Genomic DNA, 23,084 nt, shown 5'->3' with positions numbered 1-23,084 from the left:
ACGGCGCCGTTCACCCAGGGGTGACGGCGGATCTGTTCATGAAGAGGAGCTGACGGCGGCCTTGTTCAGGACAGGTGACGGCGGACCTGTTCAGGAGAGGTGGCGGGGACCCGTTCACGAGCGGCGAGGCCGGACCCTTTCGCTCAGACGTGAAAGGCGATGCGTCGCGGGGGACGACGGAGCAGGCTCCCCGTGTCCACCTCGCCGACCACCTCCGGAGGCCACACCCATGCGCCGCGCCCCCACCCGCACCGCCCGTCTCGCCGTCACAGTCCTGCTCACCGGCGTCACCGGCCTCACCGCCCTCGGCGGCGCGCCGGGGCCGGCCGTCGCCCGGGACCTGCCCGACACCTACGTGGTCTCCCGGGCCCCCGGCGTGCTCCCCGAGGGGATCGCGGTCACTCCGGACGGCACCCTGTACGTGTCCTCGGACGGGACGGGCGCGCTGTACCGCGGCCACGTCGGCCGCCCGGAGCTGAGGCCCTTTCCCGCACGGGGGACGGAGGGCCGCACCAGCACCCTGGGCGTCCACACCGACCGGCGCGGCCGGGTCCTCTCGGTCGGCGGGGCGACGCTGACCGTCCACGACCGGCACGGGCGGCTGCTCGCCACCCGTACGGCCGTGGGCGGACCGCTCGGCGCGCCCGACCTCAACGACCTGACCGTGACGAGGGACGCGGTGTACGTGACCGACTGGGCCAACCCGGTCGTGTACCGGGCGGAGATGCGGGGCGGCGCCCTCGGCCCTCTCGAACCGTGGCTCGACATCCGCTCGGCGTTCCCGGAGTTCCCGGCGCGGTACTGGCTGTTGAACGGCATCGTGGCCAACGAGTCGGGCACCACCCTCCTGGTCGCATCCAACGGCACCGAGGCCGTCTGGCGCGTCGACACCGCCGACCGGACCGTCACCCGGCTCTCCCTCGGGGAGCAGTCCTTCGGGGCCGACGGGATGGTGCTGCGCGGCCGGACGCTCTACGCCGTGCTCAACTACGGTGCCCCGCACGGCGTGTACATCGCCCGTCTCGACGAGGAGCTGCGTACGGGCACGGTGACCCACCGCCTGACGAACGAGTCGCTCGGCGCCGAGGTCCTCGACCTGCCGACCACCCTCGCCCGGCACGGCTGCCGCCTCTATGTGGTGAACAGCCAGCTGGACGAGCCGCCGGGCCGGCCCCCGTACACCGTGAGCGCCGTCGACGACCCGACCTGCCGCACCTCCTGAGCCCTGTCGGTGGGCCGCCGCCGCACGGGACGGCGGCCCACCGGTGCGGCCTACTGCGTGGCCGGCACCGTGTCCTGGAAGGTCGTGCCCGCCGTGCGGTAGGCACCGACCTTCGCGGCCACCTGGGCCGGGGTCAGGACCTGGTCCTTGACGTGCAGGACGTAGTCGACCTTCTGGTCGTAGGAGCGAGGTGTCGTCGAGGTCTGGCCGGCGAGGTCGATCAGCCACTGGTTGAAGTTGATCGACATCGGGCGCTCGGGGAGGTACCGGGCGTCGTGCCGGCCGAACTCCTGCCCGTCGACGTAGTAGACGATCGTGTTGTCGTCGATGGTCAGGACGAGGTCGTGCCAGCCGGCGTAGCTCGTGCGGGCCTCGGAGTGCTGGTTGACGGCCTCCCAGGGGTCGGGCCGGTAGGTCTCCCACGAGGTGGTGTAGAGGATGTTGGCGGGCTCGCCCCAGCCTCCGTTGGGCAGGTACTCGAAGTCGTACTCGGCGTAGTCGTCGGCCATCGGCGCCTTGAGGTCGTTGATGGTGAAGAAGGTCTGCACGACTCGGTCGCCGTCCGGACCGGACACCGGTGCGTCGGAGAAGCGCACCCGCGCCGCGTACGTGCCGTTCTTGAACTTCGAGGCCCGCGTGAGGATCTCGGTGTGCCGGGTGGACTCACCGGTCCCCGCGGTCGAGCTCCGCAGGTTCATGATCGAGTTCGTGCCCTCCTTGGCGAAGGTCACGTTCTCGGGCGCCCATGTGGCGCCCGGCACCCCGGGGCCGCCGGAGTTGGAGCGGACGCTCCAGCCGTGGGCGTCGATCGTCGGGTCGGTGTGCCCGGTGTAGTCGAAGTCGTCGAAGAGCGTCGCCCCGTTGGGCGGCGGGGTGGTCGGGTCGGTGGGCGTCGGGGTGGGTTCGTTGCCCGCCGGTGCGGTGCCCCAGACCGGCACGCCGCCCACGGTCGCCGTGACCTTGGACCAGTTGGCGTACGTCGTCCGGGCCGGTCCGAAGGAGTAGTCGTCGCTCTGGTTCAGCGACTGCCAGTTGGAGCGGTGGAAGCGCAGCTGCATGTCGCCGGTGTCCGCGCCGGGCGCCAGGGAACCGGCCCCGGCGGTGAAGCCGATCTCGAGGTAGCGGTCGGCGGTCGCGGTGGGGTGGGGGAGCGTGCCGAAGGTGCCGGTGAGGTTCGCGCAGCCCTTCACCGCCCAGGAGCAGGCGTAGGTGTACGAGGCTCCCGCGTCGGCCTTGAAGTAGTAGCGGACCTTGACCTGGCTCAGCGGGACGCTCGACGAGCCGGTGTTGACCACCTTGAGCCAGGGTTCGACCTGGTCGCCGCCGGTCGAACTCTGCCGGTACTGGACGGTGACCGCCTCACCGGCGGCCGCCGCCGGCAGGGCGGTGAGGGCGGTGGCGCCGAGCCCCGTCACCGCGGCGACGGCGAGCGCGGCACGGATCCGCAGGTTCCTGTTCCTTGTGGGGGCGTTCATGGTGATTCCTCTCCTTGGGGTGGGGTGTTTCCGGTCTACGGGCGGGGTCAGGGGGTGGGGGTGAGGAGGGGCGTGGGCGGCAGGCGGCGCGGCACCCCGAGGGTGTCGAGCCGTGTCCGGTGGTGGCGGAGCCGCTCCTGGAAGCCCGGCCAGTCGTGGCGGCCGGTCCAGACGACCTCGGCGAGTGCGCAGAGCCGGGGGAAAGTGAGGTACTCGGCGTGGGCGGTGGTGGGCACGTACTCGGTCCACAACTGCACCTGGGAGCCGAGGACCTGGGCCGCCTCCTCCGGGCTCCAGTCCGCCGGAGCGGGTTCGTTGCCGTGCACGGTGCGCAGATCGACGACCTCGCCGGCCTGGCCCGGCGGCTCGGCCGGGCTGGCCGACTGGGGGTAGTCGAGGTACGTGGTGCGGTGCGGCGCCATGACGACGCGGTGCCCGCGGCGGACGGCCGTACGACCGTGGTCGGCGTCGCGCCAGGGCATGACGGTGAAGTACGGAGGGAGGTCGGCGCCGTTCTCGGTCCAGCTCAGCGGCAGCCGTCCCGCGTCGAGGAGGTGCCGTCCGACGCGTTCCATGAACCAGCCGTGCAGGGCCGCGGGGCCCGGCAGCCCCTCCTCGGCCGCCCGCCGGCGCGCGGCGGGCGAGTCGTGCCACTCGGTCGTGGGGCACTCCTCGCCGCCGATGTGGACGTACGAGGAGGGGAAGACGTCCATCACCTCGTCCAGGACGGTGCGGCAGAAGCCGAGCGCTCCGTCGTGGACACCGAGGATCGTGTCGCACACGCCCCACCGGTCCCAGACGTCATAGGTACGGCCCGGGTGGTTGCCGAGCTCGGGGTAGGCGGCGAGCGCGGCCCGGACATGCCCCGGCATCTCGATCTCCGGCACGACGGTGACGCCGCGCTCCGCCGCGTACGCCACCAGTTCCGTGAGTTCCGTACGGGTGTAGGCGCCGCCGTGCGGCAGTCCGCCGACCTCGGTGAGGCGGGGGAGCGCGGCGACCGGCATGCGCCAGCCCTGGTCGTCGGTGAGGTGGAGATGGAGGACGTTGAGCTTGTGGAGGGCGAGGAGGTCCACGTAGCGCCGGAGATACGAGACGGGCCGGAAGCGGCGGGCGACGTCGAGCATGGAGCCGCGCCAGGGGAAACGGGGGGTGTCGGTGATCTGCGCGCAGGGCACGGACCACGCGACGCCGGCCACGGGTTCGGCGCGAAGGGCCTCGACGGGCAGCAGTTGTCGGAGCGTCTGGACGCCGGCGAGGAGTCCCTGCGGGCGGGCGGCCCGCAGCAGTACCCCTTCGGCGCCGATGGTGAGGCCGTACCCCTCCTCGCCGAGGCCGGTGAGGGCGCGGTCGAGCGCCAGGACGACGGAGCCGTCCGCACGCGCGGGCAGCGGCAGGCCGGTGGCCGGGCCGAGCAGGGTGCGCAGCAGTCCGGCCGCGCCCTCGGCGCCCGGTGAGACCTTGAGGGCGGTCGAGTCGTCGAAGGTGAACGCGCCGGGCAGGAGCTGGAGGTGGGTGGGTTCGGGAACGAGTCGGGGGTGGGGCATCGCGGTGCGTTATCCCTTCACGGCTCCGCCGGTCATTCCGGCGGCGACCCGGCCCTGCAGGACCAGGAAGAGGACGAGGACGGGCAGGGCGAAGAGGGTGGAGGCGGCCATGGTGGCGCCCCAGTCGGTGCCGAAGACGTTGGAGAAGGACGACAGCCAGACGGGCAGGGTCCGGTCGTCCTGGTTCTTGATGATGAGCATGTTGGCGAAGGCGAACTCGTTCCAGGCGGTGATGAACCCGAAGAGCGAGGTCGCGAGCAGCCCGGGGGCGAGCAGCGGGAGCGTCACCCGGCGGAACGCGGCGGTGCGGGTGCATCCGTCGACCTGTGCGGCCTCCTCCAGTTCGGCCGGTACCGCCGCCAGGAAGGAGCGGAGGGTCACGATGGTGAAGGGCAGGGTGACCATGAAGTAGATGAGGCTGAGGGTCGCGAGCCGGTCGAGCAGGTCGGCGTCCCGGGCGATCACGTACATCGGGATCAACAGCGCCTCCCAGGGCGCCACCTGGGCGATGAAGACCATGAGGATGAAGCCCCGCCGGCCGCGCCAGTTCATCCTGGCGACGGCGAACGCCGCGGCCAGCGCCACCACGAGGGCGAGCACGACGCAGCCGGCGGTCACGAGCAGGCTGTTGCGCCAGAAGATCCAGAACCCGTCGGCGGCCACGGCGTTCCGGAAGTGCTCCAGGGTGACGGATCCGGGCAGGAACCGTGGGGTCTCGGACTGGATGTCGCGGGTGGGCCGGAAGGCCGTGAGGACCATCCAGTACACCGGGAAGACGGCCAGGACGAAGACGAGCGCCGCCGCGGTGTTCAGGGGGAGGCGGCGCAGGGTGCGCGGTGTCATCGGTCGGCCTCCTGTCGGAGCATCTGGCGGAAGTAGGCGATCAGCACGGCCACGAGGAGGAGGACGGTGAGCGTGGACACGGCCGCCCCGAGGTCGTAGCGGTGCAGCGACTGGGCGACCCGGTAGGCGTACACGGGCAGGGTGGTCGTCGCCTCGCCCGGCCCGCCCTTGGTCACCGCCCAGATCTGTGCGAAGCAGCGGAAGACCCAGATGACCTCCAGACAGAGGACGAGACCGAAGATCGGACGCAGCAGGGGAAGCGTGACCGAGTGGAAGATCCGCCAGCCTCCGGCCCCGTCGAGCCGGGCCGACTCGTACAGCTCGGCGGGGACGGTCAGCAGCGCCGAGTGGAGAGTGATCGCGGCGAAGGGAACCGACTGCCAGACCACCAGCAGGACCAGGACGGTGAACGCGGCGGGGCCGTCCGCCAGCCACGAGTAGCCCTCGAAGGACTCGAACCCGAGCTGTACGAGCGCCCAGTTGACCACCCCGAGGCGGGAGGCGAAGAGCCACTGGAACACCGTCGTGGTGGCGATGACCGGGCTGGCCCACGCGAGGACCAGCCCCGTCGTCACCAGGATCCGCATCCGCCGGCCGAGCCGCTGCATCATCAGGGCGACCAGGGTGCCGATCACCATGATCAGGACGACGTTGATCAGGGTCCACCAGAAGGTGCGCCGGACGACCTCCCAGAACTCGGGGTCGGCGAGCACCGTCCGGTAGTTGCGCAACCCCACGAACGCGGCGTCGCCACGGATGAGTTCGCCCATCCCGTACTGCTGGAAGGAGATCAGCAGATTGCGGACGAAGGGATACCCGAGGAGGAGCAGACCCCCGAGGACGGTGGGGGCGACGAGGAGGTAGGGCCAGAAGGCGGCTCGGCCGGCCCGGCCGCGGAGCCGTACGGCGGGGACGCTCACGAGCCGAGGGTCTTGGTGATGCTCTGCGAGGCGGCCGCGGCCGCCTGTGCGGGATCGGTTCCGGTGAGCACGGCGGTCATGTACTGCTTGATCGGGTTGGTGGCCTCGACGGCCGCCCACTGCGGGGAGTTCGGCGTCGCCCGGCCCCGGGCCGCGCCGGCGGCCATGGCGGCCGTCCCCTCGTCGTCCTGGATCACGTGCGCGAGCGAGGTGCGGTTGGGCACGTAGCTCATGGTCCTGGCCATGTCCGTCTGCCACTTCTCGCCCGCCAGCGCCTTGACCACCTCGTACGCGGCCTCGGGATGGGTCGACGCCTCCGGCACGATGAGGTCGGAGCCGCCGGTGAAGACCGCGCCGGGCTTCCCCGCGGTCTTGCCGGGGATCGGGAAGAAGCCGAGCTTGCCCTTGAGCACGGGGTTGATCTCCTCGACGATCTTCGCGCCGCCGGGTACGGCGATGATCTGGGCGATCTCGCCCTTGGCGAAGACCTCCGCCTGCGGGGGCTTGGCCTCGTCGGCGTCCTTGGGGCCCTTGCCGAGGGCCTGGAGCTGCCGGTAGAAGTCCATGCCGGCGCGCGCCTGGGCGGTGTCGAGCGCCCCCTTCCACGCGGACCCGTCCTTGACCGCGAGGTCGCCGCCCTCCTCCCAGATGAAGCCGGACAGGGTGTACCAGTTCTGGCCGGGTAGGTAGATGCCCTGGGTCCTGCCCCGGTTGAGCTTCGCGGTGACGCCGAGCCACTCGGCCTGTGTCTTCGGGGGCGTGGTGACGCCCGCGCGGGCGAACAGGTCCTTGTGGTAGATCACGACCCGGTTGGCCGCGTACCAGGGAATGCCGTACTGCTTGCCGTCGACCCGGCCCGGCTCGGCGAGCCCCGGCAGCCAGTCCGCGCCGTTCAGCTCCGCCGTCCTGTCGCTGAGGTCACGGACGCCGCCGCTCGCCGCGTACTGCGCGATCTGGGTGTTGCCGACCTCGATGACGTCCGGGGCGTCCTTGCTGGCGAGGGCGGCCGTGACCTTCTCGCCGATGCCGTCCCACTCCTGGATCTGGATGTCCAGGTCGATGTCCTTGTGCTCCGCCTCGAAGCCGGTGCGGAAGCGGTCGAGGAAGGCGTCGGTGACGCTGTCCTTCATGATCCATACGGTGACCTTCTCCGGTCCGCCGGAGGCTGCCGGGTCGCCCGATCCGCCACAGGCCGTGGCGGTGAGGGCGACGGCCGCCGCGAGGGCGACGCAGCCGGCGAGGGGACGAGTCTTCACGGGCACCTCGATGAATGGTTGACCAATTGGTCAAGTGGTCAGGTGTGTGACCAGAAGGTGGCACGACCGAGGGGAGTCGTCAATCCCTTGAAAAACATGGGTTGTTCACCGGGTCTCAGGTCAACCGCTGCGGTTAGTATCGGACTTACCAGTTGACCAGTCGGGATGAGGGTGGGTGGCATGAAGGACGGCTCCTCCAGCGGGGTGCTGAAGAGGGAGCGGGTACGGGAACACCTGCTGGGCCTGATCGAGGCGGGCGGCCCGGGCGACCCGATTCCCTCCGAGCGCACCCTCTGCGCCACCCTCGGCGTCTCCCGGCCCACCCTGCGCGCCGCCGTCGACGAACTCGTCGCGACCGGCGCGCTGGTGAGGGAGCACGGCCGCGGCATGTTCGTCGCCCCCGCCAAGATCACCCAACGGCTCGCCCCGGACGACGCGGCCTTCACCGTGCCCCGCGCGTCGGGCACCTGGTCCAGCACGGTCCTGGAATCCGCCACGGTCCGGGCCGGTGCCCGCATCGGTCGCAGGCTCCGCCTCTCGCCCGCCGCCGGACTGCTCTACGTCGCCCGCCTCCGCCTGGTCGACGGCTCCCCCATGGCCATCGAGCACCTGCACATACCGGCGGACCTGGTCGGCGCCGCGCTCACCCCGGAGGAGCTCGAAGCGGGCGACCTCTACGACCACCTGCGGGAGCACCACCGGGTCCACGTCCAGGAGGCCACCCAGTCGATCGAGCCGACCGTCGTCAGCGAGGACGAGGCCGCGCTCCTCGACGTCCCCGTCCTCTCGCCCGCCCTGCTGATCGAACGCCTCACCCTCGACACCGCGGGCCGCCCCGTCGAGTACGTCCACTCGGTCTACCGGGGCGACCGCTACCGCATCGTCTCCCGCCTCGACTTCACCCGCGACGGCCTCGTGACCTCTTCGACGGAGGGGGATGCATACTGACCGGCAGCGGAACGGCGCACGGGGGAGTGGACGGCATGGAGCTGAAGCGGGAGCGCGTACGGGAGCATCTGCTGACCGTGATCGAGAGCCGCCGCCCCGGCGACGCCATCCCGTCCGAGCGCACGCTCTGCGCCACCCTCGGCGTCTCCCGGCCCACCCTGCGGGCGGCGGTCGACGAACTCGTCGCCACGGGCCTGCTGGTACGGGAACACGGCCGCGGCATGTTCGTGGCACCGGACAAGATCACCCAGGAACTGGTCGCCGAGCACCGGGCGGCGGGCGCGCCCCGGGGCCGGGACGACTGGACGAGCACGGTCCTCGGACTCCGCACCGTACGGGCCGGCGCCCGCATCGGCCGCCGGCTGGCGATCTCCCCGGCGGCGGAACTCGTCCACGTGACGCGGCTCCGGCGCGTCGACGGCGCCCCGATCGCCCTGGAACACCTGCACGTCCCGGCCGACCTGGTCCCCGGGCTCACCGCCGCCGACATGGAAGCCGGCTTCTACGCCCATCTGCGGGACCGGCGGGGCATCCGGCCAGCCCACGCGGTCCAGTCGATCGAGCCGACCGTACTGAGCGAGGAGGAGGCGGCCCTGCTCGACGTGCCGGTCCTGTCGCCCGCCCTTCTCTTCGACCGGATCACCTCCGACGCGAACGGCAGGCCCGTCGAGTACGTCCGCTCCCTCTACCGCGGCGACCGCTACCGCATCGTCTCCCGCCTCGCCCTCGGCGACGGCCCGCCCGGCGACCCGGCGACGGATGCGGGACGGGGCGGGACGTGGTGGGGGACGGTCGGGTGACGACCGCTCATCCGGTGCGCCGGGTGAGCAGGACCCGGGTGAGCACGTCACGGGTCAGGGCGAGGTGGGACTCCTCGGGGTGCGTGGTCAGGCGGATCCTGACCCACGCCTCGTCGAGACTCACCCCGGACACCCGGGAGAGCCTCCTGGCCTGCCAGGAGGTGATGGGGGACCAGATCCAGCGACGACGTCCGAGCTGCTTCATGGGCTGATCAACGAGGCGGAGCACTGGATGAAATCACCCAAAACGGGCTAAAGGTGGGCGTCTCCTGTGGCACGCCCGGGGCGGCGCGTGGGGCGAACGCGGCACCGCCAGAGCCAGTCGCCGACGAAGTCGTGCCGAACCCCTCCCTCCCGCAGGACGACGAGCTCCTCGCCCTCGAACCGCAGCCGGTCGCCCGCGGCGAGGAAGAGCGGAGACGCCGGCTCGAAGGTGAGGCCGTCGTCGTTCTCGAGGGCGTCCACCAGAACCGCCCGCGAGAGCGGGGTACTGCCGTCGGGGATGATGCGCACGCCGGGAAGTATCACACCCGCCGTCCCGCCGGCGCGGTGGAATTCCGGTGCGGACCGGACAACAGTGCGGCGACGGAGCCCCGACGCCTGCGCGGGCCCGTCCGGCAGCAGCACGAACGAGCCCCCACGCCTACGCGGGCCCGGGAGCGCCCTTCCGCGACAGCCACTGCCACACGGTCGGGGAGTCGTCCAGGAGGCGACTCACCCGCATCCCCTCGACCCGCGACGTCACCCTCGGCAGCGGCGTGAAGTCCTCCGGCAGCATGTCCAGCAGGCTCATCACGTGCTGCCCGCCGCGCAGCACGATCAGCAGCTCGCACCGCAACTGCCGCGGCACCTCGGGATGATGGGGCAGGCTGTTCCACACGGCAGGCCACAGAAAGTGCGTACCGCCGGGCGACGCGTGCGCCTCGACCCACACCGGATCCAGCCGCTGGTTGAGCACGAGCTCCAGAGCCCGCTCCTCCAGCGCGAGCAGCGAAGCCGTGTCCAGGCGCTTCACCTCACGCGGCACCGGCTCATCGGCGTTCATCGGCATGGCACGGCACGACCGGCGGCAGCGGTTCGCGGGCCGCGTGCCAGGCCGCCGGGAGGGCGTCGACGCCGGTTCGCGCGGCGATCACCCCGCCTGCGATGGCACAGGTGGTGTCGATGTCACCGCGCCCGGCGACCGTGAACCACAGCCCCTCGTGCAGGTCGTCGAGGTGCCCCGCCGCACACCACAGCGCATACGGGACGGTGTCGGGCCCGGACATCCGGTAGCCGGAACCGAGGACCTCCGCGGCGTGCCGCACCGAGGTGCGCTCCGGCATCCGGGCCGCGATGCGCAGACCGGAGCGCACGTCGCTTTCGGGAAGGCGTGCGGCGACGGCCCGGAGGAACTCCGGCCGTGACGGAGCGGGTCCGCCACGGCTGAGCGTCGCCAGAGCGGCGGCGAGCGCGACCGCCACGGCCCCGGCGACCGCCTCCGGATGGTGGTGCGAGACCGTGCTCTGGCGGGCCGCCTGCTCGGCGGCCACGTCGAGATCGGCGGCGTGCCACGCACCGAGCGGGGCGACGCGCATGGCGGCACCGTTGCCCCAGGAGCCCTGTCCGCCGAACTGGCCGGCGACCACCTCACGCCAGGGCTCGCCCGCGCCGATCCGACGGAGCACGTCATGCATCGAAGCGCCGTACCCCCGGTGCGTGTCGTCGGCGTAGGCCGCCGCGAGGCTCATGGCGAGACGGTCCCGGTCGACTCCGCCGTCACCGTCGGCGAGCTCCCGGACGAGAACGAGCGCCTGGGCGGTGTCGTCGCTCCACTGCCACAGCGGCTCCGGGGGCAGCGTCCGCGCCTCTAGGGCGGCCGGGCCCTCCCGGCGCAGGATGCCGAACCAGCGGTCACCGAAGGCGTCACCGAAGGCGAGCCCGTGCAACGAGTCGAGGGCGGCGGCAGGCACGTTCGTCATCGGACGATGATCGCAGTCGGCCGACGTCCCCGGCATCGCGTTTTCCGAGCCGGCCTCCCCTCCGGTGAGGAGTTCAGCACCCGACTGCCGGGGCGGGCGCCGGCGAGCTCCGCCGGGTCGTCGTACAGCTCCGGCGGGTAGCCCGGTCGGGCCCGGTCGTACGACTCCGCGTCCTCGTCGAACGTCCGGCTCAGACGCACGCGCCGGGATCCCTCGGGTCGGTCGTCACGCTCGGCGTGCAGGGTGTCGTCGGACATGTGGGCAGGCCAGGGTCCTGTCGTCACACTCCCGCCTGCCCTTCGGACGACGACAGGAGTGTGACGACGGGAGGCCGACGAGGACCTAAGCCGTGGCCAGCGCCAGCGTCGGCGACAGACGGGAGGCCCTGACCGCCGGGTACAGACCCGCCACCGTGCCGATCGCGAGCGTCGCCGCGAAGCCGCCGCCCACCGCCCACGGCGGTACGACCCACGGCAGCCCGCCCGCCGACGCGTACGCACCCGTCGCCGCCCCGCCGAGCGCCACGCCCGCCAGGCCGCCGAGGCCGGACAGCATCAGGGACTCCGTCACGAACTGGATCCTGATCTGGCCCCTGGTCGCGCCCAGGGACCGGCGGAGGCCGATCTCGTGGCGGCGTTCGAGGACGGAGATGATCATCGTGTTGGCGACGCCGACCCCGCCCACCAGGAGCGCGATCCCGCCGAGCCCCAGGAGCAGTGTGGAGAACGCTCCCTCCGTCGCCGCCTTGGCCTTGAGCGCCGACGACGGATCGCCGACCGACACGTTCTGCGGGTTCTGCGGATCGATCGTCGGGGCGAGCAGTTGCTGCACGTCCTCCACGGACGCGTCGGTGGACCGCTCGTACACCGTCGTCGGATGCCCGTCGAAGCCCAGCAGCCCTTCCGCGCCCGCCCAGCCGACCAGCGCCGACCGCTCGATCTCGGGCGCGAGCGGCAGCGGATCGAGGATGCCGATGACCGTGAAGTACCGGTCGTCGATCCAGACCTGCCGGCCGGGCTCGGTGATTCCGAGGCGCTCGGCGGCGACATGGCCGAGGACCACGGACGGGTAGCGGCCCGTGGCCGCGTTCAGCCAGGTGCCGGACGCGAGCCCGCCCCTGAGGACGTCGAGGAGTCCCTCCGTCGCCGCCTTCACCGCGATCCCGCCGGTCTCGGCCTCAGGGATCTTCTCGGAACGGCGCACGGAGCTCGTGAGGTCGCCGGTCCCGGCGGCCTTCTCCACTCCGGCGATCCGGCCGACCATCCCCACCGCGTCCTTCGGCAGCTTGACCTCCTGCCCGCTGAACATCCCCTCGCCCGGCTTGGCGACCAGCATGTTCGTACCGAGAGCGTCGAGCCGCCGCAGCAACTGGGCCTGGCTGGAGGCGGAGATGCCGACGACTGCGATCATCGTGGCGATCCCGATGGCGATGCCGAGGGCCGAGAGCACCACGCGTACGGGCCGGCTCCGCAGCCCGGCCGAGCCGACGTGAAGGACGTCCCGCGGGCCGAGCCGCGCGGCCGTGAGTTTCCTCGTACGGGACATCAGGCCGCGACCTTTCCGCCACCGGACGGGCCGGGCGACCCGGGTGACCCGGACGGGGCGGATGATCCGGACCGGCCGGATCCGTCGGAACCGTCGGTCGTGCCGGCCCTGCCGCTCGTACCAGCCTCGCCCGGGACACCGACCGCCCCCGCCCCGCCGGGGGCGAGCGACGTATCCGCCACCACCCGTCCGTCCCGTATCCGCACCTGCCGTGGCAGCCGCCCCGCGATCTCCGTGTCGTGCGTGATGACCGCGATCGTCGCGCCCTCCGCGTTGAGTTCGTGCAGGAGCGTCATCACCGCCTCCCCGGACGCCGAGTCCAGCGCGCCCGTCGGCTCGTCGGCGAGCAGCAGAGCCGGTTCGCCGACCACCGCGCGCGCGATGGCGACGCGCTGCTTCTGCCCGCCCGACAGCTCGTGCGGCCGGTGCTTCATCCGGTCGGCGAGGCCCACCCGGGCCAGCGCCTCGGCGGCCATCCTGCGCCGCCGTGCGCGGGGGAGCCCGGAGTACAGCAGCCCCTCGGCCACGTTCTCCAGCGCGCCCACGCCCGGCACCAGATGGAAGGCCTGGAAGACGAAGCCGATACGGCGGGCGCGCAGGGCCGACAGCCTCCGGTCCGTCAGGGAGGCGATGTCGTGCCCGGCGATCTCGACCGTGCCGGCGCTCGGCCGGTCCAGGGTGCCGATGATGTGCAGCAGCGTCGACTTGCCCGATCCGGACGGCCCGACGATGCCGAGCAGCTCCCCTTCGCCGATGGTGAGATCGACGCTGTCGAGGGCACGCACACCGCCCGCGTACTCCTTGGTGACTCCGCGGAGGCGTACGACCGGCGTCGGCGTCCCGCCGGGCGTCGGGGTCGAGCTCGTGGTCATGGCCGAGGTCGTCATGCGGACGGCACCCCGACCTTCATGCCCTCGCGCAGCCCCTCGCCGCTGATCTCGACCCGGCCCTGCCCGAACATGCCGAGCCGGACCTCCAGGTCCCGGGCCGTCCCGTTCTCGACGACCTGGACGCCGAAGCCGCCGCCGGGGAGGGCGAGCAGCGCGTTCACCGGTACGGTCAGGACGTCCCGGCGCGTCTCGCCGGTGAGGTCGACGGTGACCGGGGACTGGTCGATGCCCTTGACCTTCTCCGGTCGGTCGAAGGAGACGGTGACGGGTATCTTCGGCGTACGGTCCTGCGGGTCGTCGCCCGCCGACGCGGTCTTCCCGACGGCCGACACCCTCCCCGGAAGCTCCGTACCGTCGGGCAGTCGGACCTTCACCCGTGTCCCGGCCTTCGCCGACTCCGCCTCCGACACGGGGATCTCGAAGCGTACGACCCGCTCGGAGCCGGTCACGGTGAGCACCGGCCCGCCCGGCGCGATCCGGTCGCCGGGCGCGGAACCCGCCTCCCTCACCCGTACCGCGCTGCCCGCGAAGGCGATCTGATCAGGGCCGACGGTGCCGGTCCGTTTCAGTTCGTGGGACTTCTGCCACCGCTTCACGGCTGCGGCCGTCTTCGCCGTGTACTCCTCGTCGACGTCGAAGCCGATGTACCCGAGGGCGGCGAGGTTCTCCTCCAGCTGGCGCACGTCCTTGCCCTTGTCGCCGGTCTTGAGCGTCCGGTACATGGGCTCGGCTCCGTACATCAGACGGACCGGGCCGCCCTCGACCTCGTACAGCCGCTCGTCCCGTTCGACGACCGAGCCGGTCGCCGCGACCCAGGTCAGGACTCCGGCCGGACCCGCGTTGATCTTCCGTTCGCCGAGGTGGCCGAGGGTGCCGTCCTGCTGGGAGCTGTTGCTGAGGTCGCCGCGGGTGACGGGAGCGGTCGCGCTCGGCAGACCCTTCGAATCGGCGGCTCCGCCGGGCCCGTCCGCCGCCCTGTCGGGCGCGGACACCGCGGTGACCGCCGCGCCGCCGCCCGCGACGGCGACGATCGCCGCGAGGGCGAGCACGAGGCGGCGCCGGGCCATCGGCCGCTCGCGGCCGCTCATCGGGCCACGCTCTCGCACGCCTTGGCGGCCTTGTCGAACTTCTGCTTCTCCGCGCCCTGGGGTATCGGCATGGCCGCCTGCGCCCCGCCGTCGAACTTCGGGTCGGGCATGTTGAAGCCGTTCTCCCGCATGCACTTCGCGTATGCGAGCGCCTCGTCCTTGTCGGCCTGTGTCGGCTCCTTGCCGAATCCGGCGCCGCCGGCCTTGTCCTGGCAGGCCTTGAACGCCTTCTCCATCTTCTCCTTCGACATGCCGTCACCGCCGATCGTCAGCCCGACGCCCTGCTCGCCCGGCTTCGGCTCGGGCACGTCGAGACCCTGCTCGCGCAGGCACTTGCGGTGCTCGAAGGCCTGGTCGGCCTTCTTCCCCTCGTCACTCACGTTCCCGTCCTTCTGCCCGCTGCCGGAGCCCGCCGAGTCCGAGCCCGATCCCGAGCAGGCGGTGGAGAGCAGGGTGAGGGCGGCGGCCAGGGAGGTGGCGGCCGCGGCCCGGGTGATCCGTCGAATCGTCATGGCGTGGAGCGTGCCGCGAAGGGGTGTTTCGTTTCTCTCAGCGGTTTCGTTTACACCGGCGAAAGGTCGCCTTCGGATACACAGGAGCCATGCGCGTACTGGTGGTGGAGGACGAGGCGTTTCTCGCCGAGATGATCGCCGAAGGGCTGCGCCGCGACGCGCTGGCCGTGGACATCGCGGCCGACGGCCTCGAAGCACTGCGGAAACTGCAGCTGGGGGAGTACGACGTGCTCGTCCTGGACCGGGACCTGCCCGGGATGCACGGCGACGACGTCTGCCGCCGCGTGGTCGAACAGCGGCTGATGACCCGGGTGCTGATGCTGACGGCGGCGGGCACGGTACGGGACCGGGTCGAGGGCCTCGGCCTCGGCGCCGACGACTACCTGGCCAAGCCCTTCGCGTACGACGAGTTGCTCGCCCGTGTGCTGGCGCTCGGCCGGCGTGCCCGCCCCGCCCTGCCGCCCGTCCTGGAGCGGGCCGGGATCGTGCTGGACACCGCCCGCCGCCAGGCCAGCCGGGACGGCCGCCATCTGCAGCTGTCCCGGAAGGAGTTCGCGGTCCTGGAGGCCCTGCTGCGGGCCGAGGGGGCGGTGGTCAGCGGCGAGGACCTGATCGAGCAGGTCTGGGAGGAGCACACCAGCTACCGCACGAACGCGGTACGGGTCACGCTGAGCAAACTGCGCGCGAAGCTGGGCGAGCCGCCGGTGGTGGAGACGGTCCCCGGGTCGGGCTACCGGATCGGGTCGTGAAGCACGTCGAGAGGCACGTCGGGAAGAACGCCATGGAGCACGTCGGGAAGCACGTGGAGCAGCACGTCGGGAAGAACAGCATGGGGCACGCCGTGAAGCGGGTCGTGAAGCAGGTCGTGACGGGGGAGCGGGCCCGGCTGACCGGCCTGTACGGCGGGCTCCTGCTGCTCGCGGGCGCCTTGCTGACGGGGGTCGTGTACTTCCTCGTCAAGGAGGGCCTGTACTCGTCGATCAGCCTGGCCGTCACCGGGACCGTACCGGCGCGGCGGCTGGAGGAGCTGCCCAGCGCCCATCCGACCGCGATCACCAGTGCCGCTCCGGCCAGTCCGTTTCCGGGCACTGCCCCACCGGTGAGCCCGGTACCCGCGAGCCCGGCCCCGAGCGGCGCGACCGAGCTCCCCGGCGAGGTGCTCGCCATCACGAGGTCGGTGAGCGGCGCGGCGGAGTCGGCGGCGCTCGAGCGCCTTCTGACGGTGTCGCTGATCGTGATCCTCGCGTACGCGGTTCTCTCCGTCGTGCTCGCGTGGTGGATGGCCGGCCGGGTGCTCCGGCCGGTGGCCGTGATCACGGAGACGGCCCGCCGGCTGTCGGGCGAGAACCTGCACGAGAGGATCGCGCTCGACGGGCCGCCGGGCGAACTGAAGCGGCTCGCCGACACCTTCGACGGGATGCTCGGCCGGATGGAGGGGCTGGTCTCCGCCCAGCAGCGGTTCGCGGCGAACGCCGCCCACGAGCTGCGTACGCCCGTGGCCGTGCAGCGCGCGGCAGCCGAGATCGGGCTCGCGGGGGAACCGTCGCCGGAGCGCGTCACCCGCATCCGGGCGAAGCTCATCGAGGTCGCGGACGACAGCGAACGGATCATCGAGGGCCTCCTCCTGCTCGCCGCGTCGGACCAGGGACTTCGGGAGCGGCGTCCGGTGGCCGTGCACGAGGTGGCCCGGCAGGCTGCGGACGCGCTGGCGGCCGAGGCCGCGGAACACGAGGTGACGGTGTCGGTGCGGGCCCGGCCCCTGACGGTCGACGGCGACGCGGTGCTGCTCGACCGTCTGGTGCACAACCTGGTCGTGAACGGTGTACGCCACAACGTCCCCGGCGGCAGGGTCGAGGTCCGTACGGGTCCGGGAGGCATCGAGGTGGCGAACACCGGACCCGAGGTCCCGCCCGAGACGGTCCCGCTGCTCTTCGAGCCCTTCCGCCGTCTGACGGAACGCACCCACGCCCCGGACGAGGGCGTGGGCCTCGGCCTCTCGATCGTCGAGTCGATCGCCCGGGCCCACGGCGCGACGGCGGAGGCGTTCCCGAATCCGGAGGGCGGCGGCCTCACGGTACGGGTGCGGTTCGGTGGGGAGAGGTGAGGACGCGCGACGTCCGGCCGACAGCGGTCGGGTTTGAGGGTTCGGCGCTCGGGGTTCGGGGTTCAGGGTTCGGCGACGGTTGACTTCGACAAAGTGTGAGTGGTTAAGTACTCACATGAAGTCAGAGCGTCCACGCCAGTTGTCCACCGCCGAGGAGCGCCGTGCGACGGTGCTGCGTACCGCCATCGGCGCCTTCGCCGCCCGCGGTTACTTCGGCACCACGACGACCGAGGTCGCCAAGGCCGCGGGCATCTCCCAGGCGTACGTCTACCGGCTGTTCCCGAACAAGGAATCCCTGTTCGTCGCCGTCGTGGAGCACAGCTTCGTCCAGGTGCGGGCCAGCTTCGAACGGGCCGCGGCCGAGGCGCAGGGCAGCACTCCGGAAATCGTGCTCTCGGCCATGGGGGACTCGTACGCCAGGCTGATCAGCGGCAGCGAGGGTGACGGCGACCTGATGCTCGTGCAGCTCCAGGCGCAGGCGGCCTCGACCTCCGAGCCGGCGGTGCGCGAGGCCGTGCGGCAGGGCTATGCCCGGCTGGTGGAGTACGTGCGTGGCGCCTCGGGCGGCAGTGAGCGGCAGGTCCAGGAGTTCTTCGCGCTGGGGGCCCTGTGTCACCTCATCGTGTCGATGGGGGCCGGAGAGGTGGACGCCCCCTGGAGCCGGACGCTTTCGGCGGGCATCAGGCACTACTGACCCCCTGGCCCCCTGACCCGATTCCCGCTTCGATGGCGGGAGGGCGGGCAGGCGGGTGCGCGGGGAGTGATCGGCGGGGCGTGGCGGCCCCGCCTGTTTTTCGGGAACAGGTGTGAGTGGTTGACCACACATTGAGATCATCGAAGCGGGAGCCTGTCGTGCGGAAGAAGTCCGGAACCATCACCCGCCGCCCCCGGGCTGCGCTGGCGGCACTGTCGGGCGCGCAGTTCACCATCATGCTCGCGACGTCGATCGTGAACGTGGCCCTGCCTCAGATCCGAGCCGGAGCCGGCCTGTCCGAGAGCGGCACGACCTGGGTCGTGAACGCCTACGGGCTCGCCTTCGGGGCTCTGCTCCTGGCCGGCGGCCGCGCCGCGGACCTCCTGGGAGGCCGGCGGGTCCTGCTCGCGGGACTCGGACTCTTCGGGGCGGCGTCACTGGCGGCCGGCCTCGCGCACACGCCGGAGGTGCTGATCGCCGCGCGTGCCGCGCAGGGCCTCGGGGCGGCGGCCGTCGCCCCGGCGGCCCTGGCGCTTCTGATGGAATCGTTCCCGCCCGGTCAGGGGCGAGGGAGAGCGCTGGGGGTCTGGGGCGCGGTCTCCGGAGCGGGAGGCGCGGCCGGCGTCCTCCTCGGCGGTGCCCTGACGCAGGCGTGGGGCTGGCCGTGGATCTTCCACGCGGTGGCCGGAGGGGCGCTGCTGGTCCTGGGTGGAGTGGCCGTCGCCGTGCCCGCGCTGCCGCGGCCCGGCACCGAACCGCCGAAGCGAGGGCGGTTCGACCTGCCGGGTACCGCGAGCGTGTCACTCGCACTCACCGCCCTGGTCTGGGGACTGACCGGGGCCCGCCGCTCCGGCTGGGCGGACGCCCAGGTGCTGGGAGCCCTTGCCCTCGCCGCCGTACTCCTCGTCGTGTTCGCCCTGATCGAGCGACGGGCTCCCCACCCCCTCCTGCCGCCACGGCTGTTCACCGAAGCCAGGGTCGGGGCCGGGAACGCGCTCATGGCACTGCTCGGGTCGGTATGGATCGCCCTCTTCTTCTTCCTGCCCCTCTACCAGCAGCAGGTACTCGGCTCCAGCCCCTGGGTGACGGGCCTGGGTCAGCTGCCGCCGGCCGGAGCGATCATGCTCGGTTCGGCCCTGGCGCCCCGCATCGCCCGGTCGATCGGTGCCACGGCGACCGTGACGGGGGCGCTGCTCGTCGAGGCGGGCGGGCTGCTGTGGCTCGCACGGGTCGGTACCGACGGCAGCTACGCCGCCGACGTCCTGGGCCCGAGCCTGCTGATCGGGCTCGGCCTGAGCGTCGCCTTCGTCCAGCTCACCGCCCTCTCCGTCGAGGGAGTCCCGCGCACCGACGCGGGTCTGGCGGGGGGCCTCGTGAACACCACGCGCCAGATCGGCGGAGCCATCGGGCTCGCCGTGCTGACCTCCCTGGCCGGCTCCGTCACGGCCCACGCGGAGAACGCCGGCCGACCGCACGTGGAGGCGCTCACCGCCGGCTATCGCACCGCCTTCGCCCTCTCGGCCGCGGTCCTCGCGGTCACGGCAGCCCTGGCCCTGATGCTCGCCCGCCGAGCGGGCCGCCGCCCTCTGTCCCTACCTCTGACACACACCTCCTGACCGCGACAAGCCCCGATCCCAGCAGTAGCCCCGTTTCCCAGCAGCAGTCCCGCTTCCCGGCGGCGGCCCCGCTTCCCCAGCGGTAGCCCCGTTCCCCACGCACGACCCACCACGAGAGAAGGAACACCCCATGTACACCATCGACGAGAACGCCCCCGTCATCGCCCGCCTGGCCACCGTGATCGACGCCCCGATCGAGAGGGTGTGGCAGCTCCACACCGACATCGACGCCTGGGCCACCTGGAACACGGACGTCGACGAGGCCGCCCTCAACGGCCCCCTGCAGGAAGGGGCTTCCTTCACCTGGAAGACCCACGGCCTGGACATCACCTCCACGGTCACCGAACTCGTCCCCGGCGAGCGGATCGTGTGGGGCGGCCCTGCCAACGGCATCACCGGCATCCACGTGTGGACCTTCGAGCGGACCGGCGACCGGGTCACCGTCCGTACCGAGGAGTCGTGGAGCGGTGCACCCGTCGATGCCGCGACCGAGGAACTCGGCCATGCCCTCGACCAGTCCCTGCGGAGCTGGCTGACCTCCCTGAAGGACCGTGCGGAACGCGGCATCTGAGACCCCCGCAGCCCTGCGCCTCCCCGCTCCCACCGCACCGCGCCCCACTCCACCGCGGTCCATACCGCGCCGGACAGCACCGCACTGCGCTGCACTGCCCCGCATCGCACTGCCCCGCACGTCGAGGCCGGCGCCGGACAGCACCGCACCGCACCGCACTGCACCGCACGTCGAGACCGAGACCGGACACACCGAGAAGCGAGGTTCCAGACATGACCAGCAAGCCCTTCCTGACCGGCCACTACGCGCCCGCCGTCGACGAGATCAGCGCGACGGGGCTGACCATCGAGGGCAGCCTGCCCCCGGAGCTGTCCGGCCGGCTGGTCCGCAACAGCCACAACCCGAAGCCCGGTGTCACGCCCGCCCACTGGTTCAAGGGCAGCGGCATGGTCCACGGCGTCCGGCTCCAGGACGGCCGGGCGGAGTGGTACCGCAACCGCTGGGTGCACACTCCCGCGCTGGAGGGCGCCCCGTACATGACCGAGAACGGTCCCGACCTGACCGCCAGCACCGCCGGCACGCACGTCATCGAGCACGGCGGACGACTCCTCGCCCTGTGCGAGGCCAACGTCCCGTTCGAACTGACCCGGGATCTGGACACCGTCGGTCCCTACGACTTCGGGGGCACGCTGCGCACCGCGATGACCGCGCACCCCAAGACCGACCCGGTCACGGGGGAACTGCACTTCTTCGGCTCCTCGCCCTTCCCTCCGCACCTCGTGTACTACGTCGCCGACCCGAGGGGCACCATCACCCGAGGCGTCGAGGTGGCCGGGGCCACGGCCTCCCTGAAGCACGACTTCGCCCTCACCCGCCACCACGTCGTCTTCGTCGAGGGCTCGGTGGCCTTCGACCCGAGCGAGCACTCCGGCATCCCCTATGCCTGGAACGACGCCCAGCCGGCCCGGATCGGCGTCATGCCCAGGGGTGCGGACGGCGCGGCGCACATCCGCTGGTTCCCCATCGAGCCCGGCAGCATGCTGCACGCCGCCAACGCCTACGAGGACGACAGGGGCCGGATCGTCCTCGAGGGCCCCACCGTCGACCGCGAGGGATTCCGGCTCTCCTGGAACTGGTGGGTCGGCGCCCCCGGGCGCGGTACGGAGCCCAACACCCGCTCCTTCATACGGCGTTGGGTGATCGACCTGGCGACCGGCAGCGTCGACGAGCAGGTCGTCGACGACCTGGCGGTGGAGTTCCCCACCTTCAACGAGGACTTCCTCGGATCGGAGCACCGCTACCAGTACGCGGTGTCCTTCCCCGACCAGAACGGCCTCGGCGGCTACGGGATCGTCAAGTACGACCGTACGACGGGTGCACGCCGTCTCCATGAGGTCGGTGACGCGAGGCTGCCGAGCGAGGCGGTCTTCGTGCCGGCCGCAGGGGCCACCCGGGAGGACGACGGCTACCTGCTCACGGTGGTCTCCGACCTCAAGCAGGATGCCTCGCAGCTCCTGGTCATGGACGCCTCGGGCCTGGACCGGATCGCGACGGTCCACCTGCCCCGCCGTGTCACCGCGGGCATCCACGGCTCATGGATCCCCGACACCGTCTTCGGTGACGGCGAGAACTGACACGCCGTGCAGGGCAGGCGCCCCGGCGAAGCATCCGACGTCCTGCGCACCCCGAACGGGGCGGGCGCCGGACGGCCGATCCTCACGGCCGTCCGGCGCCTGTCCCGTCCCGGGGGCGAGGCGGGGGAGCGGGTGGCGTCAGGTCGTCAGCTGCCGGCGGCCGCCCGGTCGTGATCCCCCAGCACCTCCAGGTAGTGCGGGTTGCGCATGATGCCGAGGACATTGCCGAACGGATCGAGTACGGCTCCGGCGCGGAAGTCGCCGTAGTCGCGCAGCGGTTCGTGCTCCTTCGCGCCGAGGCCCAGCAGTCTGGCCATCTCGGCGTCGACGTCGTCGACGTGCCAGTAGGCGACGACTCCGGCGGGGGCGGAGGGGGTTCGGGAGATGCCGAGCTCCTGGCGGTAGTCGCCGAGGCGGAACTCGATGTACTCGGGGCGCTCGAAGTACGGCTCGATGCCGAGCACTTCGGAGTACCAGGCACGGGCGGCCGCCAGGTCGTCGGCGTGATAGCGGATGGTGGCGAGGCCCCGGAATGTCGTCGTCATGCAGAGCAGTCTGGCGTCCATGTAGGCCAGTTCCCGTCCTAATTGAAGGAGTGCGGGTGCTGCTATCGACGTACGGAGGGCGCGGCACCGACGACGCGGCACCGACGGCGCGACGACGGCCGCGAGGCGGCTGCTCGCGGAGCTCGACCCGAACGGCGGCCGCTGCCCGTCTGACTCGGAGCCGTCCTGTCAGACCGAGCGCACGCTATAGGGCGGGTCGGTCCGACGCGGAGAGGGGTGTCGGCCAGAACCCCGCGAGGGGACCGGACGCGATTGCCGGAGGCGGGGCGGCGGGCCTGAACGCCTCGGTCCCCTGCCCGCAGGGACGGTGCGTCAGGCGACGGCGAGCCGGTCCACCAGCAGTTCCACCCTCCACTCGGTGTGCTGAGGCGGCAGTCGTCCCGCCCGGGTCAGAGTGGCCAGGCCGTGCAGGGCGGCCCAGAACGTCTCGGTGAACAGTCCCGGGTGGATGCCGTCCCCGGCGACCTCGCCGAGGCTTTCCAGCAGGGCCGCGAACGCGTCCTTCAGCGGCTCCGGGGTGTCCTCCTGTGCGAAGGCCAGACCGCCGTCGAGCTGGAACATGGCGTCGTAGACCGCCGGGTTGCGCTCGGCGAAGTCGAGGTAGGTGCGGGCGAGGGCGGCGACCCGGGTGCGAGGGGCGTCCGCGGCGGAGGTCGCGGCCCGCAGCGCCGCAGCCATCTCGGAGGCGCCCTGGAGGGCGACGGCGCCGATGATCTCGCGCTTGCCACGGAAGTGGCTGTAGAGGACGGGCTGGCTGTACTCGATGCGCTCGGCGAGCCGACGGGTCGTGACCGCGTCCCAGCCCTGCTGCTCGGCGAGTTCACGGGCCGTGGCCACGATGAGGCGCTCGCGGTCCGCCCGTTCGCGTTCCTTGCGTTGCTGTACCGACATGACACGATTCTAGCATTGCTAGACATTCGAGCGGCAGTAGCGCTAGCGTTGTCACATCAGC

General features: G+C 72.0%; 24 protein-coding genes and 1 pseudogene. 9 read left to right on the top strand and 16 right to left on the bottom strand.

What is annotated here, in order from left to right; all coding sequences use genetic code 11:
- Positions 1–229: 229 nt before the first annotated feature.
- Complete coding sequence (locus tag ACZ4XX_RS29590; protein WP_468510920.1) at positions 230–1,222, top strand: SMP-30/gluconolactonase/LRE family protein; 993 nt, start codon at positions 230–232, stop codon at positions 1,220–1,222.
- A 50-nt stretch (positions 1,223–1,272) separates the two neighbouring features.
- Here the strand turns inward: ACZ4XX_RS29590 and ACZ4XX_RS29585 are convergent, their stop codons facing one another.
- The 5 genes from ACZ4XX_RS29585 to ACZ4XX_RS29565 are packed head-to-tail and all read right to left on the bottom strand — an operon-like array spanning position 1,273 to position 7,263.
- Positions 1,273–2,697, bottom strand: a complete 1,425-nt coding sequence (locus ACZ4XX_RS29585) for a cellulose binding domain-containing protein (RefSeq protein WP_468510919.1) — start codon at positions 2,695–2,697, stop codon at positions 1,273–1,275.
- 47 nt (positions 2,698–2,744) lie between these two features.
- Positions 2,745–4,244 (bottom strand): beta-N-acetylhexosaminidase, encoded by a 1,500-nt coding sequence (locus ACZ4XX_RS29580; RefSeq protein WP_468510918.1) that lies wholly within the window; start codon positions 4,242–4,244, stop codon positions 2,745–2,747.
- Between the two features lie 9 nt (positions 4,245–4,253).
- Complete coding sequence (locus ACZ4XX_RS29575; protein ID WP_468510917.1) at positions 4,254–5,087, bottom strand: carbohydrate ABC transporter permease; 834 nt, start codon at positions 5,085–5,087, stop codon at positions 4,254–4,256.
- Complete coding sequence (locus tag ACZ4XX_RS29570; RefSeq protein WP_468510916.1) at positions 5,084–6,007, bottom strand: carbohydrate ABC transporter permease; 924 nt, start codon at positions 6,005–6,007, stop codon at positions 5,084–5,086. Before ACZ4XX_RS29570 ends, ACZ4XX_RS29575 begins: the two co-directional genes overlap by 4 nt.
- Positions 6,004–7,263, bottom strand: coding sequence for an extracellular solute-binding protein (locus tag ACZ4XX_RS29565; protein WP_468510915.1), 1,260 nt, complete (start codon positions 7,261–7,263; stop codon positions 6,004–6,006). The genes ACZ4XX_RS29570 and ACZ4XX_RS29565 overlap by 4 nt, the downstream gene beginning before the upstream one ends.
- A 180-nt stretch (positions 7,264–7,443) precedes the next feature.
- Here ACZ4XX_RS29565 and ACZ4XX_RS29560 point away from each other — a divergent pair, with 180 nt between their 5' ends.
- Positions 7,444–8,211, top strand: a complete 768-nt coding sequence (locus tag ACZ4XX_RS29560; protein ID WP_468510914.1) for a GntR family transcriptional regulator — start codon at positions 7,444–7,446, stop codon at positions 8,209–8,211.
- 35 nt (positions 8,212–8,246) lie between these two features.
- Positions 8,247–9,011 (top strand): GntR family transcriptional regulator, encoded by a 765-nt coding sequence (locus tag ACZ4XX_RS29555; protein WP_468510913.1) that lies wholly within the window; start codon positions 8,247–8,249, stop codon positions 9,009–9,011.
- A gap of 7 nt (positions 9,012–9,018) precedes the next feature.
- Here ACZ4XX_RS29555 and ACZ4XX_RS29550 read toward each other — a convergent pair whose 3' ends face one another.
- The 9 genes and pseudogenes from ACZ4XX_RS29550 to ACZ4XX_RS29510 form a co-directional block, all read right to left on the bottom strand.
- Positions 9,019–9,216: a hypothetical protein gene (locus ACZ4XX_RS29550; RefSeq protein WP_266972740.1), complete on the bottom strand. Its 198-nt coding sequence runs from the start codon at positions 9,214–9,216 to the stop codon at positions 9,019–9,021.
- A gap of 47 nt (positions 9,217–9,263) precedes the next feature.
- On the bottom strand, positions 9,264–9,524 hold the full coding sequence (locus ACZ4XX_RS29545; RefSeq protein ID WP_468510912.1) for a hypothetical protein: 261 nt from the start codon (positions 9,522–9,524) through the stop codon (positions 9,264–9,266).
- Between the two features lie 130 nt (positions 9,525–9,654).
- Positions 9,655–10,056 carry a hypothetical protein gene (locus ACZ4XX_RS29540; protein ID WP_468510911.1) on the bottom strand — a complete coding sequence of 134 codons (402 nt, stop codon included), beginning with the start codon at positions 10,054–10,056 and terminating at the stop codon, positions 9,655–9,657.
- A complete protein-coding gene (locus tag ACZ4XX_RS29535; RefSeq protein WP_468510910.1) occupies positions 10,043–10,972 on the bottom strand; it encodes an ADP-ribosylglycohydrolase family protein in 930 nt (309 codons plus the stop codon). Before ACZ4XX_RS29535 ends, ACZ4XX_RS29540 begins: the two co-directional genes overlap by 14 nt.
- Before the next feature lie 8 nt (positions 10,973–10,980).
- Positions 10,981–11,229, bottom strand: a pseudogene (locus ACZ4XX_RS29530) (class I SAM-dependent methyltransferase); the annotation flags it as partial.
- A gap of 85 nt (positions 11,230–11,314) precedes the next feature.
- Positions 11,315–12,517 carry an ABC transporter permease gene (locus ACZ4XX_RS29525; RefSeq protein WP_468510909.1) on the bottom strand — a complete coding sequence of 401 codons (1,203 nt, stop codon included), beginning with the start codon at positions 12,515–12,517 and terminating at the stop codon, positions 11,315–11,317.
- Positions 12,517–13,404, bottom strand: a complete 888-nt coding sequence (locus ACZ4XX_RS29520) for an ABC transporter ATP-binding protein (protein ID WP_468510908.1) — start codon at positions 13,402–13,404, stop codon at positions 12,517–12,519. Before ACZ4XX_RS29520 ends, ACZ4XX_RS29525 begins: the two co-directional genes overlap by 1 nt.
- Positions 13,401–14,495: a peptidoglycan-binding protein gene (locus tag ACZ4XX_RS29515; RefSeq protein ID WP_468510907.1), complete on the bottom strand. Its 1,095-nt coding sequence runs from the start codon at positions 14,493–14,495 to the stop codon at positions 13,401–13,403. The genes ACZ4XX_RS29520 and ACZ4XX_RS29515 overlap by 4 nt, the downstream gene beginning before the upstream one ends.
- Entirely contained in the window at positions 14,492–15,007 is a 516-nt protein-coding gene (locus ACZ4XX_RS29510) for a hypothetical protein (RefSeq protein WP_468510906.1), read from the bottom strand. The genes ACZ4XX_RS29515 and ACZ4XX_RS29510 overlap by 4 nt, the downstream gene beginning before the upstream one ends.
- Positions 15,008–15,096: 89 nt before the next feature.
- On the opposite strand from ACZ4XX_RS29510, the gene ACZ4XX_RS29505 reads away from it, so the two are divergent.
- From ACZ4XX_RS29505 to ACZ4XX_RS29480, 6 genes are all read left to right on the top strand, one after another.
- A complete protein-coding gene (locus ACZ4XX_RS29505) occupies positions 15,097–15,756 on the top strand; it encodes a response regulator transcription factor (protein ID WP_389040225.1) in 660 nt (219 codons plus the stop codon).
- 116 nt (positions 15,757–15,872) lie between these two features.
- Positions 15,873–17,111 (top strand): ATP-binding protein, encoded by a 1,239-nt coding sequence (locus tag ACZ4XX_RS29500; RefSeq protein ID WP_468510929.1) that lies wholly within the window; start codon positions 15,873–15,875, stop codon positions 17,109–17,111.
- Between the two features lie 115 nt (positions 17,112–17,226).
- Positions 17,227–17,805 carry a TetR/AcrR family transcriptional regulator gene (locus tag ACZ4XX_RS29495; RefSeq protein ID WP_468510905.1) on the top strand — a complete coding sequence of 193 codons (579 nt, stop codon included), beginning with the start codon at positions 17,227–17,229 and terminating at the stop codon, positions 17,803–17,805.
- A gap of 158 nt (positions 17,806–17,963) precedes the next feature.
- Positions 17,964–19,421, top strand: coding sequence for an MFS transporter (locus ACZ4XX_RS29490; RefSeq protein WP_468510904.1), 1,458 nt, complete (start codon positions 17,964–17,966; stop codon positions 19,419–19,421).
- Between the two features lie 130 nt (positions 19,422–19,551).
- Positions 19,552–19,992, top strand: a complete 441-nt coding sequence (locus tag ACZ4XX_RS29485) for an SRPBCC family protein (protein WP_468510903.1) — start codon at positions 19,552–19,554, stop codon at positions 19,990–19,992.
- Positions 19,993–20,204: 212 nt separating this feature from the next.
- A complete protein-coding gene (locus tag ACZ4XX_RS29480; RefSeq protein ID WP_468510902.1) occupies positions 20,205–21,566 on the top strand; it encodes a carotenoid oxygenase family protein in 1,362 nt (453 codons plus the stop codon).
- Positions 21,567–21,712: 146 nt separating this feature from the next.
- On the opposite strand, the gene ACZ4XX_RS29475 is transcribed toward ACZ4XX_RS29480, so the two are convergent.
- A complete protein-coding gene (locus ACZ4XX_RS29475; protein ID WP_468510901.1) occupies positions 21,713–22,111 on the bottom strand; it encodes a VOC family protein in 399 nt (132 codons plus the stop codon).
- Positions 22,112–22,444: 333 nt separating this feature from the next.
- Complete coding sequence (locus tag ACZ4XX_RS29470; protein WP_468510900.1) at positions 22,445–23,023, bottom strand: TetR/AcrR family transcriptional regulator; 579 nt, start codon at positions 23,021–23,023, stop codon at positions 22,445–22,447.
- Between the last annotated feature and the right edge of the window lie 61 nt (positions 23,024–23,084).

The organism is Streptomyces sp. NPDC029956, from assembly GCF_055574655.1.
This window is presented reverse-complemented; position numbering and strand designations above follow the sequence as displayed.

Bases quoted from the DNA above. Each gene is read 5' to 3' on its own strand.
- ACZ4XX_RS29475 (WP_468510901.1), bottom strand. From the start codon at position 22,111: ATGACGACGACATTCCGGGGCCTCGCCACCATCCGCTATCACGCCGAC.
- ACZ4XX_RS29510 (WP_468510906.1), bottom strand. From the start codon at position 15,007: ATGACGATTCGACGGATCACCCGGGCCGCGGCCGCCACCTCCCTGGCC.
- ACZ4XX_RS29535 (WP_468510910.1), bottom strand. From the start codon at position 10,972: ATGACGAACGTGCCTGCCGCCGCCCTCGACTCGTTGCACGGGCTCGCC.
- ACZ4XX_RS29515 (WP_468510907.1), bottom strand. From the start codon at position 14,495: ATGAGCGGCCGCGAGCGGCCGATGGCCCGGCGCCGCCTCGTGCTCGCC.
- ACZ4XX_RS29550 (WP_266972740.1), bottom strand. From the start codon at position 9,216: ATGAAGCAGCTCGGACGTCGTCGCTGGATCTGGTCCCCCATCACCTCC.
- ACZ4XX_RS29540 (WP_468510911.1), bottom strand. From the start codon at position 10,056: ATGAACGCCGATGAGCCGGTGCCGCGTGAGGTGAAGCGCCTGGACACG.
- ACZ4XX_RS29580 (WP_468510918.1), bottom strand. From the start codon at position 4,244: ATGCCCCACCCCCGACTCGTTCCCGAACCCACCCACCTCCAGCTCCTG.
- ACZ4XX_RS29480 (WP_468510902.1), top strand. From the start codon at position 20,205: ATGACCAGCAAGCCCTTCCTGACCGGCCACTACGCGCCCGCCGTCGAC.
- ACZ4XX_RS29560 (WP_468510914.1), top strand. From the start codon at position 7,444: ATGAAGGACGGCTCCTCCAGCGGGGTGCTGAAGAGGGAGCGGGTACGG.
- ACZ4XX_RS29505 (WP_389040225.1), top strand. From the start codon at position 15,097: ATGCGCGTACTGGTGGTGGAGGACGAGGCGTTTCTCGCCGAGATGATC.
- ACZ4XX_RS29590 (WP_468510920.1), top strand. From the start codon at position 230: ATGCGCCGCGCCCCCACCCGCACCGCCCGTCTCGCCGTCACAGTCCTG.
- ACZ4XX_RS29585 (WP_468510919.1), bottom strand. From the start codon at position 2,697: ATGAACGCCCCCACAAGGAACAGGAACCTGCGGATCCGTGCCGCGCTC.
- ACZ4XX_RS29470 (WP_468510900.1), bottom strand. From the start codon at position 23,023: ATGTCGGTACAGCAACGCAAGGAACGCGAACGGGCGGACCGCGAGCGC.
- ACZ4XX_RS29485 (WP_468510903.1), top strand. From the start codon at position 19,552: ATGTACACCATCGACGAGAACGCCCCCGTCATCGCCCGCCTGGCCACC.
- ACZ4XX_RS29575 (WP_468510917.1), bottom strand. From the start codon at position 5,087: ATGACACCGCGCACCCTGCGCCGCCTCCCCCTGAACACCGCGGCGGCG.
- ACZ4XX_RS29525 (WP_468510909.1), bottom strand. From the start codon at position 12,517: ATGTCCCGTACGAGGAAACTCACGGCCGCGCGGCTCGGCCCGCGGGAC.
- ACZ4XX_RS29495 (WP_468510905.1), top strand. From the start codon at position 17,227: ATGAAGTCAGAGCGTCCACGCCAGTTGTCCACCGCCGAGGAGCGCCGT.
- ACZ4XX_RS29555 (WP_468510913.1), top strand. From the start codon at position 8,247: ATGGAGCTGAAGCGGGAGCGCGTACGGGAGCATCTGCTGACCGTGATC.
- ACZ4XX_RS29520 (WP_468510908.1), bottom strand. From the start codon at position 13,404: ATGACGACCTCGGCCATGACCACGAGCTCGACCCCGACGCCCGGCGGG.